The organism is Enterococcus sp. C102(2024) (genome assembly GCF_040888205.1).
Taxonomy (GTDB): domain Bacteria; phylum Bacillota; class Bacilli; order Lactobacillales; family Enterococcaceae; genus Enterococcus; species Enterococcus faecalis.
The window spans coordinates 86781-104264 of the sequence record NZ_JBFOHH010000002.1; the positions used below are offsets into that span (position 1 = coordinate 86781).

The window sequence follows — 17484 nt, forward strand, 5'->3', positions numbered from 1 at the left end:
AGTTAAACCCAATGTGAGATTTTTTTTATTTTGAGATGTTTCTTTATTTTCCGGCTAACCCTTTATGCAAGACAAAAAAAGCTGAATCCGCAGATTCAGCTTTTTAATCGTATTAGTTAGCTACTGGATAAACTGATACTTGTTTTTTGTCGCGGCCTTTACGTTCGAAACGTACCACACCGTCAACTTTTGCAAATAACGTATCGTCGCCACCGATTCCAACGTTCACACCTGGATAAATTTTAGTTCCGCGTTGACGGTATAAAATTGAACCACCTGTAACTGTTTGGCCATCAGCACTTTTAGCGCCTAATCGTTTAGATTCAGAGTCACGGCCGTTTGATGTAGAACCGCCACCTTTTTTATGGGCAAATAATTGTAAATTCATAGTCAATAACATAGTCTGCACCTCCTATTTCTCAGTGATTGTTTTTATTTGAATAAATTCAGTATTTTCGTTCTCTATTGATTGTAAACCTAATAAAAGATTTTCTAATAGAATTTGGGCAATATTTTTTTGTTCCTGATTGACAGTTGTTAACATCTCGACATAAAGGTAGCCACCTTCTACATCATCAACTTCCACAATCGGTTCAAAACCTGCTAAGGCATCAATTCCATTGACTGCGCTAATTGCTAAGGCAGAAACTGCCGCGCAAACCACATCGCTGCCATAAGGACCTGCTTCAGCATGCCCGGTTAATTCGAATGAAACGATTCGGCCGGAGCCTGTTCGTTTAAAAGAACCTTTAATCATTGATAGGCCTTCTTTCCTGTCAACAAGAGAGATTAAGCGTTGATTGCTTCGATCATAACTTTTGTATACGGTTGACGGTGACCTTGTTTACGGTGAGAGTGTTTTTTAGGTTTGTATTGGAAAGTCACGACTTTCTTTTGTTTGCCGTGTTTTTCAACAGTTCCTTCAACAGTTGCGCCTGCAACAGTTGGCGCACCAACTTTTGTAGATTCGCCACCTACTAAGATAACTTCGTCAAAAACAACTTTCTCGCCAGCCTCAACGTTTAATTTTTCAACGTAGATTGCTTGACCTACTTCAACTTTCACTTGTTTACCACCAGTTTTGATAATTGCGTACATGCTATACAGCACCTCCTTCTTCTAGACTTAGACTCGCCATCCCAAGTGATGATTGCTCATGCTTAAAAACTTGTTCTGTGCGGTTGTAGCTGTGGAGACCACAATTACAACACTAACTATAATAACAGAACCAGAAAACCTCGTCAATATAAACTCTCTATTTTCTTCACTTTCTCTCTCCAAAAAAACTTCTTCTGTTATTTAAATTTCCGATTGACTTTCTAACACTACTTCCATTATAATTAGCTTTGTTGTGTTACAACTATTGTCATAGTAGCTCAGCAGGATAGAGCATCCGCCTTCTAAGCGGACGGTCGGGGGTTCGAATCCCTCCTGTGACGTAACAGACTGACAAAGACAGCGTTACCTTTAGAGGTGACGCTGTTTTTTTAGAGTTTATCCAATTCTTTTCGATATGTTCTCGTCCATTCACGTTCTTTTTCCTCTAATTGTTGTCTATAACGATTTCCTTCTTGACGTATCAGATGATCACTTTGTTCCATTGCATGGTAAAATTGCTGTTTGTGCCATTGATCATTTTTCGTTAAATAATTGACTTTATCTACCAATTGTCCAGTTTCTCTTCTAAAGTTTACTAATTGATTACTCAGCACTTCTTGTTGGCGGTGAATTTTATTTTTTTCTTCATAATATTGTTCTTCTAAATATTGCCGTTTTCTTCGCTGTTCATCCATTTGTCGGTCACTCTCCCTTGACAGGTGTTTTTAAATTTGGTCTCTGGCTTCCTTTTAAAAATTTTTCTGCTGATTCTGCACTTTTCCCCTGCAAAGCTCCGTTCAAGGCATTAGGTAGGGCACTATTTGTTTGTTGAAACATGGCTTCTGAAAGTTCTTTCAAACTTGCGGTTGTGTTTTGTTTGGTTGTAGTAATTCGTGTTTTTTTAGCAGTAATTACTGTCTGGATTGCTACTCGTTCACGAGCTTTTTGTTCTACTTCTAATTTTTCTTGAAATTCTCTTTCATCCATAAGAAAACCCTTTCATTTATTATTTTTGAAATAAACTACTTCTTGCTTGTTGATCGTATGCTTGAATATTTTTAGCAACAGTTGTTAATTTTCCGCTAAAATCAGTTAATTTTTGCTTGTATTGCTTGGCTTGGTTGCTAGTATTTGTTGCTTCAGCGCTATCCCAAAGACGACTTTTTTCGTAAGGAGCAATCATTGCTTGGACTTCTGCATAGGATAGATACTGTCGGATATTCATTGCACTTTCACGAATTTCCTTTGAAACTGTCTGGACTTCATCTTCTGCTTCTTGGAGGATATTTTTCACAAGTAGTTCGTATTCTTTTCCAGCTTGCTGCGCTTGTTTTGCAACTAGTTCTGCTAATTCACTACGTAATTCAATCTTTTGACTACCTGAAGCACTGGCTAAACTTTTCTGAATACGACTCACTTTTCCTTGCCATTGGCTGGCAATTTTTGCTTCGTGAATGATTTTTTCATATTCTTTGATGATTTTCTGGCGATTTTCTTCAGATAGCAGACTTAACAAAAATTGGAGACTGTTTTTAGCTAAGGATTCACCTGAAGCATCCATGATTTTCCCTAAATATTTATCAATAAGTTTGGAAACTTTTACTCCTGCCGCAAAAATATAGCCATGTTCCTTTAGATTGGCTTCTTTGGGCGTACCATCAGGATTTAATTGATACTGACCAAAATCATGACTAGAACCGTATTTGTCCGTCAGATCAAAAGTAGTGGTGAACGTTTTTGGTAATAGATAATGCACCCGACCAATTTCATCTACCCCTTTTTTATTTCGATTCAACATGGAGACAATATCAAACGCATTCACATAATAATCGATTTTCCCTTGTTCTTCTAATTGTTGAATATTTTCCTGAGCTTGTTGAGACATTTTATTAATGCTTTCTCGCGCATCAGGGCCTTGAAACAATACTACTTTATCAATTTTAGCAAGATCGGCTTGTGGGAGATTGGCCACCGCTTGAATAGAAATCATGGTCCCTAAAGAATGACCTGTAATCGACATAGTCGCATTAGGGGCTTTAGCACTCATCTCCATTATCTTTTGATGCATGGCTTCATTGGCTAATTTTGCTTGAGGCAAATAGGCATTAAATAACGTAAAGGAACCATTATTATTGACCCAGTCATTCAAATTATTCCCTGACCAACCTTTTTTCACGTCCATTGAAACGCCGTCACTACCGCGAGTGGCAAAATATGTATGTTGCGTTTTTGGACTCAAGGTCGGCGTATCTGTTACATAATAAGAATTATAGCCAGCTTTCTCATCTGTTAATAACCCTTTTTTATAAACCTTTTCCCTACCTACCCAGTTTTTTTCTTTGATTGTTTTTACAGTGTTGTCGGGTTGGAGGTAGACAGTACTGGCGTCATTTCCGTGGGCGTCTTTGGCGTTGGGGAAATGGAATGTAGCATGTTCATTTAGCTTAAGCTCTTCTTTTTGAACTTGTGTCAATTTAGCAAACATAAACCCTTCTTTTCGACCGATGTATGCTCCTTGGGCTAAATCAGCATAAATATTAGTATACTTTTCTAAATTTGCCATTAAATTTCATCTCCTTAACTATTCAATATTTTTTATTTCAGTTGGATTTTTTACATTATCTGGAAGCACATATATTTCAAACCCATCTAATTTTTTACCAATACCATCAAAAATAGATACTTCAACAGCTATAGTTTTTGGGCTAAAAGCCATACTTCGAACTTCAATCACTGATTGCCAACTATAGGTTACTTCTTTAACATCATATTGTTTTAAAAGTACATATTCACTTTCATACTTTACATACTCCGTCATTTCCTCTTCATGCTTTTTCAAAAAAGCAATTTGTCTTTCTTTTTCTGTTGGTTCATTCATCTTCTTCACTCCAATCGTTCCGATTATAACTATTGCTATTATTGTTGCGATTAATATACCAAATTTTATTCGCTTTCTATTTTTCACTTTTTCACCTCCTTAATATGTATGAGGAAGAGTTTCTATGTGATTTATTTTTTCGATTTGAATTGTTTTTACAGTGTTGTCGGGTTGGAGATAGACAGTACTGGCGTCATTTCCATGGGCGTCTTTGGCGTTGGGGAAGGTGAATGGAACAGCCTCTTTATTTCGGTACTTATCTAATTGTTTATCATTCCATTTCTTTGCACTATACGGAAATTGTATGGATCTGCCATTATAAGTTGCCTGCGCTAAATCCGCGTATAAATTACTATATTTTTCTAAGTCTGCAATATTATCCTCCTTCTGTATAGTAATCGTAGTCAGCATTAATCGTATACAGTTCTTTTATTTTAGTAGGCTCATTCCAATTATTTGGTTTTATTGCAAGTCCAAATGAATTTATTTTATTGTTATTATTATCAATAATTTGTATTCGGATAGATAGAATATCTCCTGCTCCTTGCGGAAGACCATTTCCCACTGACTCTTTTTCTAACGATTCCCAACAAAACGCAACTTTAGCAATCTTTTCATTTTGCTGTTTTACATACTCCGTCATTTCTTCTTCATGCTCTTTCAAAAAAGCAATTTGTTTTTCTTTTTCTGTTGGTTCGTTCATTTTTTTCACTCCAATCGTGCCGATTATGGCTACTGATATTACTGCGATTAAGATTCCAAATTTTATTCGCTTTCTGTTTTTCACTTTTTCACCTCCTTAATATGTATGGGGAAGAATTACTATGTGATTTTTTTTGATTGACTTTTCCTATGTTAATAACCCTTTTTTATAAACCGTTTCCCTACCTACCCAGTTTTTTTCTTTGATTGTTTTTACAGTGTTGTCGTGTTGGAGGTAGACAGTACTGGCGTCATTTCCGTGGGCGTCTTTGGCGTTGGGAAAACGGAATGTAGTATGCTTTTTGGTTTCTATTTCTTTTTTCTTTTCAGGTGTTAATCGGTCATGAGGAAAAGAGTATTTTTGAGGTCTTCCATTATAAGCTCCTTGAGCTAAATCGGCATAGATATTAAAATATTCCTTTAAATTAGCCATTGTTGTCACTCCTTACTTAAATATTTAGTATCTTTCAAAATTTAATATTTTTGTCGGCTTCTTTAATGAGTCAACATCAATTAACAGTTCAAAGATTTCTGTATCATTATACAAACCAGTAATATCAATCGTATAAACTTCATAAGGAATTCCACCTGCATCTCGTTGATACGTACTGTAGTTTTCATAGTCAAAACTCACTTTTTTTACTTCAGGTTGTACTTTTTTATTTTCTGAAGTAATATACAATTCCTGAGATTTAATATACTCCGTCATTTCCTCCTCGTGCTCCTTCAAAAAAGCAATTTGTTTTTCTTTTTCTGTTGGTTCGTTCATTTTTTTCACTCCAATCGTGCCGATTATGGCTATTGCTATTATTGTTGCGATTAATATACCAAATTTTATCCGCTTTTTATTTTTCATTCATTTAGTCTCCCTTTGTATCTACATACAAGAATTAATCTTTCGCTTTCTCCTTTTATTCCATTGTTTTATCAAGATTTTTATAGCCAGTTTTTCTTTGTTTACAGTTTATCAAAAATCAATCTGGCATTTTCTCAATTTTTTTAACGTTAGATTAATTATTAGAGAATAATGCTGTATTTCTATGACACACTTACTTTCTATCTCCAATTTTTTACTGTCTTGTTGATCACTACAGGATCATTGGTATTTTACTTCTATTGTAAAATAAAAAAAGTGGTACTCATCTCTGAGCACCACTCCTTACTACATTTCTTTTTCTAAAATTTCTGTTCGCTCTTCAAAATTTAGTTCTTGGTTAATTTGATGCACCATCCACATGTAACCAAATGGATCAACAAATAACGAATTTTGAATAGCTCCTTCCATCATTTCTGTAACTGGTTGCATCTCAATGCACTTATTTGCTAAGGCTTTTTTATGAGTTTGCACAATATCTGCTACCGTGATATTGAACCAAATTGTATTGGGATGTTCTGAATCTGGTGCTTTTAAACCAAATTCTTCATTAGCATCTAACATATGGAACCGAGTATCATATAAGTTAAACACTACTTCATTCCTTCCAACAGGATACTTTGTCGCTTCAACTACATGAACCTCAAAGATTTCTTTATATAAAGCTAATGCCTTTAAACTATCACTAACAATAAAATCAATTTCTGTGCCTGTAATCATTGATTGTTCCTCCTTAAAATTTTTTGCAGCAGAAAGCTACTTTTTATTTCTGTTTTCCGCAAACCCTTCAGAATTTCTTAATACTGGCTATTTTCCACTTCGTTATTCTTTTTTAGAAGTTCTTCGATTCATTTGTTTCAACACTTATTTTTCTGGCACTGGATATTTCACCGCATTTTTCTTCAACTTTTCTTCGATAATTTCGTCCAAATCAAACCCTAAATTATCGGCCATCATGTAGGAATAAATGAGAACATCAGCCAATTCTTCTTTGATTCGTTCTTCTTGTTTGATGCCTTCTTCTGCTGTTTTCCATTGAAAAAGTTCTAACAATTCTGCTGCTTCTAAACAAATTGAGAGCGCCAAATCTTTTTCATTATGGTGGGGGCGCCAATTTCTTTCATCTCGAAATTGATTAATTTTTGCCATTGTATCCATCTGTTTCCCTGCTTTCTTATTCATTTGATGGCAACTGAAACCCATCGAACGTTTCACCATCATAGTATTTTAATAACTGTTCTGTAGACAATAACGAGGAAGTTATTTCTTCCTCTTCAACAACTGCTTGATTCTCTTCTCTATACAACAAATAAGCCTGTAAAAGCTGTTGGTAAAGTTTTTTTCGTGAAGAGGCTTCCGCTGAAAGAAACGTTAATTCTTTTAAGTGTCCGCGATAGACAGGCAAATCATCAACGAATTCGATTGGTAATTCTACTACAGTTAACTGAAATTCTTCAAAGATTTCTTCGTACATCTGCCATTCCTTCTTTCTGTCGATATTGTTTTGGGGTCATGCCCATTTCTTCTTTAAAACGTTTATAAAAAAAGGCTTTGTCTTGATAGCCGATTCGTTCAACAATCGTTTGAATCGATAAATCTGTTTGCTTCAAGTAGTTTTTCGCCAATTGGATTCGGTAGGCTAAGACAATTTCCGTAAACGTTTTGTTTGTTTTTTCTTTTAAAAAATTCGATAAGTAATTCGGATGAAAATGAAATTTAGCGGCGACTTCTGCTAAAGTGACATGTGCAATCTGTTGCTCAATATACGCTAAAATCACCTCAACACGTTGATGATTCGACAAATAATTATCTTGCATCTTTAAAGCTTCTCTAGGCAGTTGACCTAGTTCCACCATCAGCAAAACAAAGGCCGCTTTGGTCACTTTATTATTAAAATAGGCCATTTTCACAATTTGTTTCAGTAATAATAGCGAATAGACGTGAACATCCGAATTTGGCTGGCTGGCAAAAACGAAATATCGAGGAATGTTTTCAAATTCACTGCTAGCAATTTCTGTAAAAAAACGATACATGACTGGCTCTTCCGCCAGCTGATTTAAGAGCGTATCAAGAAAATAGTGCTTTTTAAAATAAAATATAATCATAGACATTCCTTGCCCCTGATAGCTAACCGAGGTTGCCTCATTGACAATCATGACTTGGCCAGCCGAAAACGAACACCTTTGTTGATCCAAATAAGCATTGCCATCTTGCTCTAAACAATAGAGCATCCGAATAAATCCTTTCGGAACGTCAATTGTTTCCGAAGATGCCAACATAAAGCCCGCAATTTCTCGATGCGGATTTCCCTTAAATTGCGCTACTTCATTCTCAAGAGCATTGGTAGTGGTTAAATAACAATCTAAGGTCTCTAAAAACTGATAAAATGCTGCATATTGCTCTTCTTTGCTTGCCAATTAATCACCTCATAATCCAACACTTTTTACTTTACTCCCTCTATTTTTTTCTTTGGCGTTTCCTTCTATACTAGATACATGGTAACACGAAAAAAGAGATTCAACAGTTTTTAGGAGGAATTTTTTATGAAAATTAGTTTTATCGGTGCTGGAAATATGGCATCCGCTATTGCCAAAGGTGCGCTAAAAAAGCAATTTATTGCCGCAGAAAACCTTTATTTTTATGATATTCAAGTCGAAAAAACCGCCGCTTTTGCACAAGAAATTGGTGCACACGCGGTTGCTTCGCCTCAAGAAGCTATTACAGTAGCTGACTTAGTTATTTTAGCGGTGAAACCGCAATTCGTTCAAGCAGCTTTACTTGAAGCAAAAGAAGCAATTTTAGACAAGCAACCGTTAATTGTTTCCATTGCAGCAGGTACGACTATTGCAGAATTGCATCAACTGTTTGAGACTACCCAACCGCTTCGTCTTGTTCGTGTGATGCCAAATATGAATGCATTGATTGGCGCAGGTGCAGCAGCTGTTTGTGGCAACGCTTTTGCATCCCCCGAAGACATCCAGACTGTATTATCGTTGTTTCGAGCAGTTGGCCAAGCCTGGGAATTAGAGGAACAGTATTTTTCGATTTTTACTGCTATTGCAGGTAGCACTCCTGCGTATGCTTTCTTATTTATTGATTCGATTGCCCGAGCAGCCGTTAAAAATGGTATGAACAAAGAGTTAGCCTTAGAAATTGCCACACAAGCTGTACTAGGCAGCGCTCAAACTTTGGCAAATAGCACAGAGAATCCTTGGACTTTAATCGACCAGGTCAGTTCTCCTGGTGGAACCACGGTTGCTGGGATTGTCGAATTAGAAAACAATGCGTTTATTTCAACAGTCATCAAAGGGATTGAGGCCACCATCCTTCGGGATCAAGAATTAGCCAAACAAGACTGAGAAGAATAGTTACATGAGCGAATAAATAAGAAAAAGCGCTGAAAATTCAGCGCTTTTTCTTATTTTAATTGAATGAGTAAGCCAAAATGATCACTGACTATCGGTGTTTTCCTACCATCAAAAATTACTTCATATTTTCGTACGTGCCACTGTTTTGGAACAAATGCGTAGTCAATCCGCAAGGCTGCTTCATTTTCTTCCCAGCCATCTATTTTTTTCTCTACTGTCGCTTCACCGCTTGTCTCTTCCGCTACAACAAATGCATCTTGAATCGGCAAGTAACTATTTTCCACTAATTGATAGCCAGTTGTACCAGCTGGGTTGTTTAAATCGCCTAAAATGACTAACGGTTGTTGCCCCGTCGCTAAGTATTTCTCTAATTGTAGCCATTCATAGGCAAAACCTGTACAGGGTGTTTCCCACCAAGAAAAGTGACCAGAGACAACAGTAAGCGTACCTTTTGAACTCTCTGTCTCCGCTACTAAGATTTTTCTTGTTCGATAATTCGTTGGTTCTTGGCTTTCTGAAATAAGGAGAGCTTCACTAGTCAACGGACATTTCGAAAGTAGTGCGTTCCCTTCTTCATAAATAGCGTAACCAATGTGGCTCATTTCCCAACTCCAATAATAGTGTTGGCCTTTTTCAGCTAGATATTGAACGATTAGATATGCAAAATTATCTTCATGGACCGGTGTTTGGGTCGCCACGGGACAAAAAGTAGTTAACTGTTCTAACGGCACTTTCTTGGAAGCGACTTTCTGATTCACTTCTTGTAAAGCAATTATTTCACTTTCAGAAGATAAAATCACCTTGGCAATCTCCTCTAATTTTTTTAATGGTTCTTCTTCTAACCAGCTATGAGTATTGATTGTTAAAAGATTCATCTTTTCCCCTTCTCTTACATGTTATTAGGTCTGTGAGTGGGACAAAAATCACTTTGGATTTTTGCTTCACGCGCAAAACCTGATAAACGGCGGGAACAGAACCAACTCCTTCGGAAATAAGCCGAAATTATCCAAAAATTAAAAAGCAATTTCCGGAAATTTCTTCTTATTTCTCGGAGTTAAACGGTTCTGTCCCGACCTCATACCTAATCATTTAAATTTCAATCTGTCCGATCACAGTTCCCACAGTGGTGGTTCCTAGTTGATTAATAACTACTTGTTCCACTTTGTCGCTGTTTGTAAAGGCGACAATAATCGTTGTTTCTTTGCCAGCTTGTTCAATCACATCCAAATTCATTTTAGCTAGTTTCGTCCCAGCTTTCAATGATTGTCCTTCTTTAACAAAAGATTCAAAAGCAGGAGTTGCCATTTCGACTGTATCAATTCCCATATGGACAAGTACTTCAATACCTTCTTCTGTTTGTAGCCCAATCGCATGTTTGCTTGGGAAAACACTTAGAACTTTCCCCGAAATTGGTGCCACCACCTCTCCTTCTAGAGGCTTAACTGCAAATCCATCCCCCATCATTTTTTGTGAAAAGACAGGATCATTGACTTGCGCCATTGGAATAACTTCCCCTGTCGCCACAGCCACGAAATCTTTTTTCTTGCCTAAGAAATTCGTTGTTGGCGTTCCTACTGTACTTTCTGCTATAACCGGTTCTGGAATGTCAACGCCGGAAGCTAATAAATCTTCAATATCGGATTTTAAAACATCGGCTTTTGGCCCATAAACGGCTTGAACGCCATTATCTTTCACAATCAAGCCCATTGCACCTGCCCGTTTCCACGCCTCTTCCGAACCGACTTTTTCTCGATCCTTTACACTGACACGTAAGCGTGTCATACACGCATCAACTTCTTTGATATTTTGTTTACCACCAAGTAAGTAGACAATTTGCGCGATTTGCTGATCGACGACACCTGAACCAGCCGCGCCAGATGCGATTTCTTCGCCGTTATCATTGTCATAGTTTCCATTTCTTCCAGGTGTTGCGTAATTGAATTTTTTAATTAAGAAATTCGCTAAGAAATAAGTGACAGCACCAAAAATGATGACCATTAAAACAAAATTGATTAAATCGCCACCTAAACCAGCTTTTATTGCTAGCGGTGTTCTTGTTAACAATTCAATATTTCCAAACGAATGCACACGCAATGGTAAAATATCAGCCATTGCAAAAGCAGCACCTTGGATCACGGCATAAATCACATAAAGCGGCACTGCAGCAAACATAAACATGAATTCTAGCGGCTCTGTCACACCAGTTAAGAAAACAGCTAAAGCAGCAGAAAAATACATTGATTTATATTTAGCTTTTTTATCTGCATCGACATTACGATACATCGCCAAAGCCATCCCCATTAAAATCCCTGAAGAACCAATCATTTGGCCTACTTTGAATCGAGCTGGTGTCCAATTTTCTAAGACAAACTGATACTTGCTCATATCACCAGCGCCTTTAAGATTCACTAAGTCTGTTGCCCAAGCCAACCATAAAGGATCTTGACCAAAGACTTGGGTTCCAGCTTGTGCGCCAGATAAAATTTCATACGTTCCACCTAATTGTGTATAGTTGATTGGAATCGTCAACATATGATGTAACCCAAAAGGTAATAACAAACGTTCCAACGTTCCATATAAGAATGGCGCTAAAATAGGTGCACTATCTTGAGATTGCGCAATCCATAACCCAAAATTATTAATTCCCGCTTGAATATTTGGCCAAATAAGTGCTAATGCAATTGAGACAATTGTTGACCACAAAATAACGACAAATGGGACAAACCGTTTACCATTAAAAAATGATAGCGCATCTGGTAATTTCCGATAATTGTAATACTTGTTGTAAGCCATCGCACCGACAAAACCAGCAATAATCCCTACAAAAACACCCATATTTAATGCCGGAGCTTCTAAGACACTTGTAAAGAATCCCTTCACCATAATCTTGGTGCCAAATAAGGTATGCGTGAAAGCTTGTTCATCAGCCAACATTTCATTTGTTACACCAAAAATGGCTCCAGTAATACGGTTGATTAAAACAAAAGAAATCCCCGCTGCAAATGCGCCACCTGCACGATCTTTGGCCCAACTGCCACCTATTGCTAACGCAAATAGTAAATGTAAGTTGCCAATAATTGCCCAACCGATACTCTCCAGAACTCCGCCTGTTGTTACTAACAAGCCTAAATTAGGATCGATTAAAGGAAGCGATTTCCCAATACTAATCATTAAACCCGCTGCGGGCATTACTGCCACAACGACCATTAAAGCTTTCCCGAATTTTTGCCAAAACTCAAAACTAAACATTTTTTTCATTCCTGCCACTCCTTACGCAATCGGTTTCGTTATGTTGCCATTATATACTCCTGTTTCCTTTTTGTAAATGCTTTAATTTCAAAAATATTGTGGAAAACAACTCCCTACTACTTAATCCTTTTTTATTTTGTCTTTTAATAAAGCAAATAAAGCTCCTTCTAACCTACCTTTGTTTCAGCTTTTATTCATAAGATTACACTTTTTAAGCATTGACTATTGACTAATGCAATCGGTTGCGTTTATGATAGACCTATCAATAAAATCACTGAGGGGGATTCTCATGAAACAAATCAAACGTTTATTCCAAATTGATCCTTGGAAAATCCGTACTACACACTTAGATAAAGAAAATTTACGTTTACAAGAATCATTAACGAGCATTGGCAATGGCTATATGGGGATGCGGGGAAATTTTGAAGAACACTATTCTGGCGACCACCATCAAGGAACCTATTTAGCAGGTGTTTGGTATCCAGACAAAACACGTGTTGGTTGGTGGAAAAATGGTTATCCTGAATATTTCGGCAAAGTGATTAACGCAATTAATTTCATCGCAATGGACTTACAAATTGATGGACAAACAATTGATTTAGCCACTACACCTTACGAAGATTTTTCTTTAGAATTAGACATGCAAAATGGGGTCCTTTCTCGGCAATTCACCATCCAAACACCGAAGAACAAAGTGCGCTTCTCTTTTGAACGTTTTTTAAGCTTAGAAAAAAAAGAGGCAGCTTACATCCACTTAACAATTGAAATGCTGGAAGGTACAGGCACAATCACTCTTCACTCAAAATTGGATGGCGATGTTCAAAATGAAGACAGCAATTATGAAGAACATTTTTGGGAAGAAATAGCTATTGAAACGCAAGAAACACTTGGCTTTGTTACGACTAAGACCATTCCTAACAACTTTGAAATAGAGCGTTTTACAGTGACTGCAGGCATGCGCCATTTCATCGATGGAGCCGCTGTTGTGCCTACATATACACAACAGCCCTTGGCCTTAACCGCAGAATTGACAGTGTCTTTAAACGAAGGCGAAACAACCGCCATCACAAAAGAAGTGCTTGTCGTTACCAGTCGTGATGTGCCAGAAACGCAACAAATCAAACGAGTAAACGAATTATTTGCAGAAATGACTACCTTGTACCCTGAAGCAAAAGCTGGGCAAGCTGCCGCTTGGGCAAAACGTTGGCAATTAGCTGATGTTGTTATTAAAGGAGATGATGAAGCCCAACAAGGCATTCGTTTTAATCTTTTCCAACTTTTCTCAACCTACTATGGCGAAGACGATCGTTTAAATATCGGACCAAAAGGCTTTACTGGTGAAAAATATGGCGGTGCCACATATTGGGATACTGAAGCATATGCTGTCCCACTTTACTTGGCGTTGGCTAAGCCCGAAGTTACTAAAAATCTACTGAAATATCGCCACAATCAATTGCCTCAAGCCATTCATAATGCCCAACAACAAGGGTTAAAGGGTGCCCTTTACCCAATGGTTACTTTTACTGGTGTCGAATGTCATAATGAGTGGGAAATCACTTTTGAAGAGATTCACAGAAATGGTGCGATTGCTTATGCGATTTATAATTATGTCAACTATACAGGAGATGAAGATTATCTAAAAGATGCTGGTCTAGAAGTACTTGTAGCAATCGCTCGTTTTTGGGCAGATCGGGTCCACTTCTCCCAACGTCATAAACAATATATGATTCATGGCGTAACGGGGCCAAATGAATATGAAAATAATATCAATAATAACTGGTATACCAATACCATCGCTGCGTGGGTTCTACGTTACACCCGTGAGTCTTATTTAAAATTCCAAGAAGAAACAACGCTCAAAATTGCAGACGACGAATTAGCTAAATGGGCAGACATTGTAGAAAATATGTACTTCCCAGTGGATAATGAATTAGGCATTTTTGTACAACATGACACTTTCTTAGATAAAGATTTAATGCCTGTTTCTGATTTACCACTTAGTGAGCTGCCTTTAAATCAACATTGGTCATGGGATAAAATTTTGCGGTCTTGTTTCATTAAACAAGCCGATGTTCTTCAAGGAATTTATTTCTTCAATGACGCCTTTTCTTTAGAAGAAAAACGCCGGAACTTTAACTTTTACGAACCAATGACTGTCCATGAATCTTCTCTTTCACCAAGCATTCATGCTGTGTTAGCTGCTGAATTAGGTATGGAAGAAAAAGCAGTGGAAATGTATCAACGAACAGCGCGCCTTGACTTAGATAATTACAATAATGATACAGAAGATGGCTTACACATTACCTCAATGACTGGTAGTTGGCTAGCGATTGTTCAAGGTTTTGCCCAAATGAAAACGGACCATCAGCAACTAAAATTTGCACCCTTTTTACCAGCGACATGGACAGCCTACTCATTCCACATTAATTATCGGAATCGTTTACTATTTGTTGAAGTTGCAGCAGACCAAGTAGCCTTCACTTTACTCGACGGCCCTACAATTTCATTAACTGTTTACGATCAAAAATACACATTAAAAGATCGATTAGTTTTACCGATCAGAAAGGAAGAAGTTCATGTTTAAAGGCGTTTTATTTGATTTAGATGGCGTTATTACTGATACAGCAGAATTTCATTACCACGCTTGGAAAAAATTAGGAAACGAAATTGGAATTTCCATTGACCGTGTTTTCAACGAACAATTGAAAGGTGTAAGCCGTGAAGATTCTCTGCAGTTACTGTTAAAATACGGAAAAAAAGAAGGCACGTTTTCTTCTGAAGAATTTGCCCAGTTAGCGCAACGGAAAAACGATTATTACTTGGAAATGATCCAAGCGATTACGCCTGAAGATGTCTACCCAGGAATTCTTTCTTTATTAACGGAATTACGTGCGGCCAATATTAAAATCGCCTTGGCTTCTGCAAGTAAAAATGGGCCTTTCCTTTTAGAAAAAATGCAATTGACGCCCCTTTTTGATGCCATTGCTAATCCAGCAGACGTTCAGGCAGGCAAACCCGCTCCAGATATTTTCATTTTAGCTGCGAAAGAAATTGATTTGACACCAGCAGAGTGTCTTGGCATTGAAGATGCCAAAGCTGGGATTCAAGCGATTCTTGCTAGCGGAGCGCAACCTGTTGGCGTTGGCCGCAAAGAAGAGTTAGGCGAAGGGTTGCCCATCGTGCCAGAGACGAGTGCTTTAACGTTTGATTACTTAAAAAAAGTGTGGCTTGATCATGAAGGATAATCGTATCACCGTAACCGATATTCCAAACACAAACTTAAAAAAAATTACTTTGAAGAACGACTTTTTAGAAGTCGTTCTTCTCAATTATGGCGCGCGCCTCCATCAACTTTTGATGCCAAGCAAAAATAATCATTGGGAAAATATCCTTTTATCGTATGATTCGTATCAAGATGTATTAAAGGATCAAAGCTTTTTTGGCGCCACTGTTGGACCAGTTGCTGGACGCATTCGTAATGGCCATTGGCAAAATGGAATATTAGAACAAAATAGCGACGGTCATCATATCCATGGTGGCTCAAAGGGGTGGTCTTTTCAATATTGGACAGTCGAGCCCTTTGAAAAAAAGGATATCATTGGCGTTGCTTTTCATTTAACCGACACCATTTCTGGCTATCCTGGACCAATTGAGGCCACCATCACTTATCAGCTAGAGGATAATCATTTACGAATGATCAGTACTGGACGGAGTAAACAGGAAACACTTTTTAATCCTACAAACCACGCCTACTTTAATTTATCTGGCGATGGAAAGTTAGACATTCTGTCACATTTGCTATCTTTGAACTGTCAAGGTATGTTAGAATTAGACGATAATAAGCTGCCTACTGGACGGATTTTACCAGCTTCTGAACTATCCATACGTTTTAATGAACTGACACCTATCGAAACAATCCTCCAACGCTATCCAACCGGGTTAGATGATGTTTTCCCCTTAGTTGGCTCTGACTTAAGACAGCCACAATTATGCTTACAAGAACCTACTTCTGGAAGAAAAATGACGATAGCAACAACGAACCAAAGTATGGTATTATTTTCTACGACTGGTTTTGAGGCTCCATTTTCTATTAATGGACAAGCGATGCATTCAAACTATGGCTTAGCAATTGAACCACAAGAGTATCCAGACATTGTTCATCATCCTCAGTGGGGCTCTATTTTATTACCAGCTAATAAAAAGCAAACCTACCAAACGGTTTATCAATTTAACCTTCTATAATCACTAAGAAAGGCGTGGCAAAAATGGCAATTACAGTAAAAGATGTCGCTAAGAAAGCGGGGGTTGCAACCTCAACCGTTTCGCGTGTCATTAACGATCATCCAAGTATTTCTGAATCGACAAAAAAGAAAGTGCGAAAAGTCATGGATGACTTAGGCTATGTGCCAAATATGACGGCACGGAATTTGGGTAAACGAATTTCAAGTGCCATTGGCGTAATTTTACCTCCTTTAGATTCGAAAGAACGGTTAGGGAATCCATTTTATTTAGAAATTATGGAAGCCATCAACGAGGAAGCCCGTCTTTATGATATGACTACTGCTATTGCAACTGCCAAAAGTTTTGATGTACTATTGGAAAACGTTAAAAGAATGCATCTTCAAAAACAAGTGGACGGTTTTATTCTTGTGTATTCAGATAGTAAGGACCCCGTCATTGATTACTTATATGAAAACAACATTCCCTTTACTTTAATCGGTCAACCTTACCAACATGAAACGGAAATAGTTTACGTGGATAATGATAATCAATTATTAGGGAAACAAGCGACGGAATTTTTAATTGAAAACGGCCATAAAAATATTTTATTTGTGACCAATACAACGCATGAAAGTTTGTACTTTGAACGTTACTTTGGTTATCAAAAAGCAATGATGATGCAAGGATTAACTGTTTTACCAAGCGTTGCGTTAGAAAAACCTGAAGATTACATGGCTTTCGATGATATTCTTCATCAAAATAATGCCACGGCGTTGGTGGTGATTGATGATATCTTTGCTTTACGGACGATGCAACTTGCGCAAATCTATGGTTATCAAGTTCCTGAAACGTTATCCATTATTAGTTTTAACAACTCAATCTTTTCAACATTGACACATCCTTATCTAACAAGCATTGACATCGACACGTCAGAATTAGGGCGAATGGCGATGAAAAAATTATATGAATTAATCCATGAAGAATTGACGAATGGTGTCCGTCTCGTTATTCCTCACAAATTAATTAAGCGTGAAACAGTTATTCCTATTCATTAAAAAAGAAGCGTAAGCAGTGTTAAACTGCTTACGCTTCTT

21 protein-coding genes, 1 tRNA gene and 1 other annotated feature are annotated in these 17484 nt (G+C 37.5%); of the genes, 6 read left to right on the plus strand and 16 right to left on the minus strand.

Annotation, left to right across the window (positions count from 1 at the left end; translation table 11 throughout):
- Positions 1-112: 112 nt before the first annotated feature.
- From rpmA to rplU, 3 genes are read right to left on the minus strand one after another with little or no spacing between them, the layout of a single operon-like run.
- Positions 113-400: a 50S ribosomal protein L27 gene (rpmA, locus tag AB3I34_RS05030; protein WP_002355868.1), complete on the minus strand. Its 288-nt coding sequence runs from the start codon at positions 398-400 to the stop codon at positions 113-115.
- Positions 401-412: 12 nt separating this feature from the next.
- Positions 413-757 (minus strand): ribosomal-processing cysteine protease Prp, encoded by a 345-nt coding sequence (locus AB3I34_RS05035; protein ID WP_010820413.1) that lies wholly within the window; start codon positions 755-757, stop codon positions 413-415.
- A gap of 32 nt (positions 758-789) precedes the next feature.
- On the minus strand, positions 790-1098 hold the full coding sequence (gene rplU, locus AB3I34_RS05040; RefSeq protein WP_002355866.1) for a 50S ribosomal protein L21: 309 nt from the start codon (positions 1096-1098) through the stop codon (positions 790-792).
- Positions 1099-1117: 19 nt separating this feature from the next.
- Positions 1118-1193, minus strand: a sequence feature (ribosomal protein L21 leader region).
- A 172-nt stretch (positions 1194-1365) separates the two neighbouring features.
- Between rplU and AB3I34_RS05045 the strand changes: the two genes are divergently transcribed.
- Positions 1366-1439 (plus strand) — tRNA-Arg (locus tag AB3I34_RS05045).
- A gap of 48 nt (positions 1440-1487) precedes the next feature.
- Here AB3I34_RS05045 and AB3I34_RS05050 read toward each other — a convergent pair.
- The 11 genes from AB3I34_RS05050 to AB3I34_RS05100 form a co-directional block, all read right to left on the minus strand.
- Positions 1488-1793, minus strand: a complete 306-nt coding sequence (locus AB3I34_RS05050; protein ID WP_002388873.1) for a hypothetical protein — start codon at positions 1791-1793, stop codon at positions 1488-1490.
- A 7-nt stretch (positions 1794-1800) separates the two neighbouring features.
- A complete protein-coding gene (locus AB3I34_RS05055) occupies positions 1801-2085 on the minus strand; it encodes a hypothetical protein (RefSeq protein ID WP_002355864.1) in 285 nt (94 codons plus the stop codon).
- 19 nt (positions 2086-2104) lie between these two features.
- Entirely contained in the window at positions 2105-3661 is a 1557-nt protein-coding gene (locus AB3I34_RS05060; RefSeq protein WP_085444098.1) for a cutinase family protein, read from the minus strand.
- A gap of 18 nt (positions 3662-3679) precedes the next feature.
- A complete protein-coding gene (locus tag AB3I34_RS05065) occupies positions 3680-4063 on the minus strand; it encodes a hypothetical protein (protein WP_025189325.1) in 384 nt (127 codons plus the stop codon).
- A gap of 289 nt (positions 4064-4352) precedes the next feature.
- Positions 4353-4763, minus strand: coding sequence for a hypothetical protein (locus AB3I34_RS05070; RefSeq protein WP_025189324.1), 411 nt, complete (start codon positions 4761-4763; stop codon positions 4353-4355).
- 63 nt (positions 4764-4826) lie between these two features.
- Positions 4827-5111: a hypothetical protein gene (locus tag AB3I34_RS05075; protein WP_010712108.1), complete on the minus strand. Its 285-nt coding sequence runs from the start codon at positions 5109-5111 to the stop codon at positions 4827-4829.
- Between the two features lie 24 nt (positions 5112-5135).
- Positions 5136-5534 (minus strand): hypothetical protein, encoded by a 399-nt coding sequence (locus AB3I34_RS05080; RefSeq protein ID WP_010712107.1) that lies wholly within the window; start codon positions 5532-5534, stop codon positions 5136-5138.
- Positions 5535-5840: 306 nt separating this feature from the next.
- Positions 5841-6272, minus strand: a complete 432-nt coding sequence (locus AB3I34_RS05085; protein WP_002355856.1) for a VOC family protein — start codon at positions 6270-6272, stop codon at positions 5841-5843.
- A 144-nt stretch (positions 6273-6416) separates the two neighbouring features.
- Entirely contained in the window at positions 6417-6734 is a 318-nt protein-coding gene (locus tag AB3I34_RS05090; protein ID WP_002355855.1) for a nucleotide pyrophosphohydrolase, read from the minus strand.
- Positions 6727-7026, minus strand: a complete 300-nt coding sequence (locus AB3I34_RS05095) for a hypothetical protein (RefSeq protein WP_002395680.1) — start codon at positions 7024-7026, stop codon at positions 6727-6729. Before AB3I34_RS05095 ends, AB3I34_RS05090 begins: the two co-directional genes overlap by 8 nt.
- The gene (locus tag AB3I34_RS05100) at positions 7007-7969 is read right to left on the minus strand and encodes an AraC family transcriptional regulator (RefSeq protein WP_010712106.1); all 963 of its coding nucleotides are present in this window, start codon (positions 7967-7969) and stop codon (positions 7007-7009) included. Before AB3I34_RS05100 ends, AB3I34_RS05095 begins: the two co-directional genes overlap by 20 nt.
- A 126-nt stretch (positions 7970-8095) precedes the next feature.
- On the opposite strand from AB3I34_RS05100, the gene proC reads away from it, so the two are divergent.
- The gene (gene proC, locus AB3I34_RS05105; RefSeq protein WP_002358864.1) at positions 8096-8911 is read left to right on the plus strand and encodes a pyrroline-5-carboxylate reductase; all 816 of its coding nucleotides are present in this window, start codon (positions 8096-8098) and stop codon (positions 8909-8911) included.
- 59 nt (positions 8912-8970) lie between these two features.
- Here proC and mapP read toward each other — a convergent pair whose 3' ends face one another.
- Both mapP and AB3I34_RS05115 read right to left on the minus strand, forming a co-directional pair.
- The gene (mapP, locus tag AB3I34_RS05110; RefSeq protein WP_002383379.1) at positions 8971-9795 is read right to left on the minus strand and encodes a maltose 6'-phosphate phosphatase; all 825 of its coding nucleotides are present in this window, start codon (positions 9793-9795) and stop codon (positions 8971-8973) included.
- Positions 9796-10009: 214 nt separating this feature from the next.
- Positions 10010-12178, minus strand: coding sequence for a PTS transporter subunit IIBC (locus AB3I34_RS05115; RefSeq protein WP_010712105.1), 2169 nt, complete (start codon positions 12176-12178; stop codon positions 10010-10012).
- 280 nt (positions 12179-12458) lie between these two features.
- Here AB3I34_RS05115 and AB3I34_RS05120 point away from each other — a divergent pair, with 280 nt between their 5' ends.
- The 4 genes from AB3I34_RS05120 to bopD are packed head-to-tail and all read left to right on the plus strand — an operon-like array spanning position 12459 to position 17445.
- Positions 12459-14753 (plus strand): glycoside hydrolase family 65 protein, encoded by a 2295-nt coding sequence (locus tag AB3I34_RS05120; protein ID WP_010712104.1) that lies wholly within the window; start codon positions 12459-12461, stop codon positions 14751-14753.
- Positions 14746-15414 (plus strand): beta-phosphoglucomutase, encoded by a 669-nt coding sequence (gene pgmB, locus AB3I34_RS05125; RefSeq protein ID WP_002388917.1) that lies wholly within the window; start codon positions 14746-14748, stop codon positions 15412-15414. The genes AB3I34_RS05120 and pgmB overlap by 8 nt, the downstream gene beginning before the upstream one ends.
- Positions 15404-16411 carry an aldose epimerase family protein gene (locus AB3I34_RS05130; RefSeq protein WP_010712102.1) on the plus strand — a complete coding sequence of 336 codons (1008 nt, stop codon included), beginning with the start codon at positions 15404-15406 and terminating at the stop codon, positions 16409-16411. The genes pgmB and AB3I34_RS05130 overlap by 11 nt, the downstream gene beginning before the upstream one ends.
- A gap of 23 nt (positions 16412-16434) precedes the next feature.
- Positions 16435-17445, plus strand: coding sequence for a LacI family transcriptional regulator BopD (gene bopD / locus AB3I34_RS05135; protein WP_002358859.1), 1011 nt, complete (start codon positions 16435-16437; stop codon positions 17443-17445).
- Positions 17446-17484: the final 39 nt, after the last annotated feature.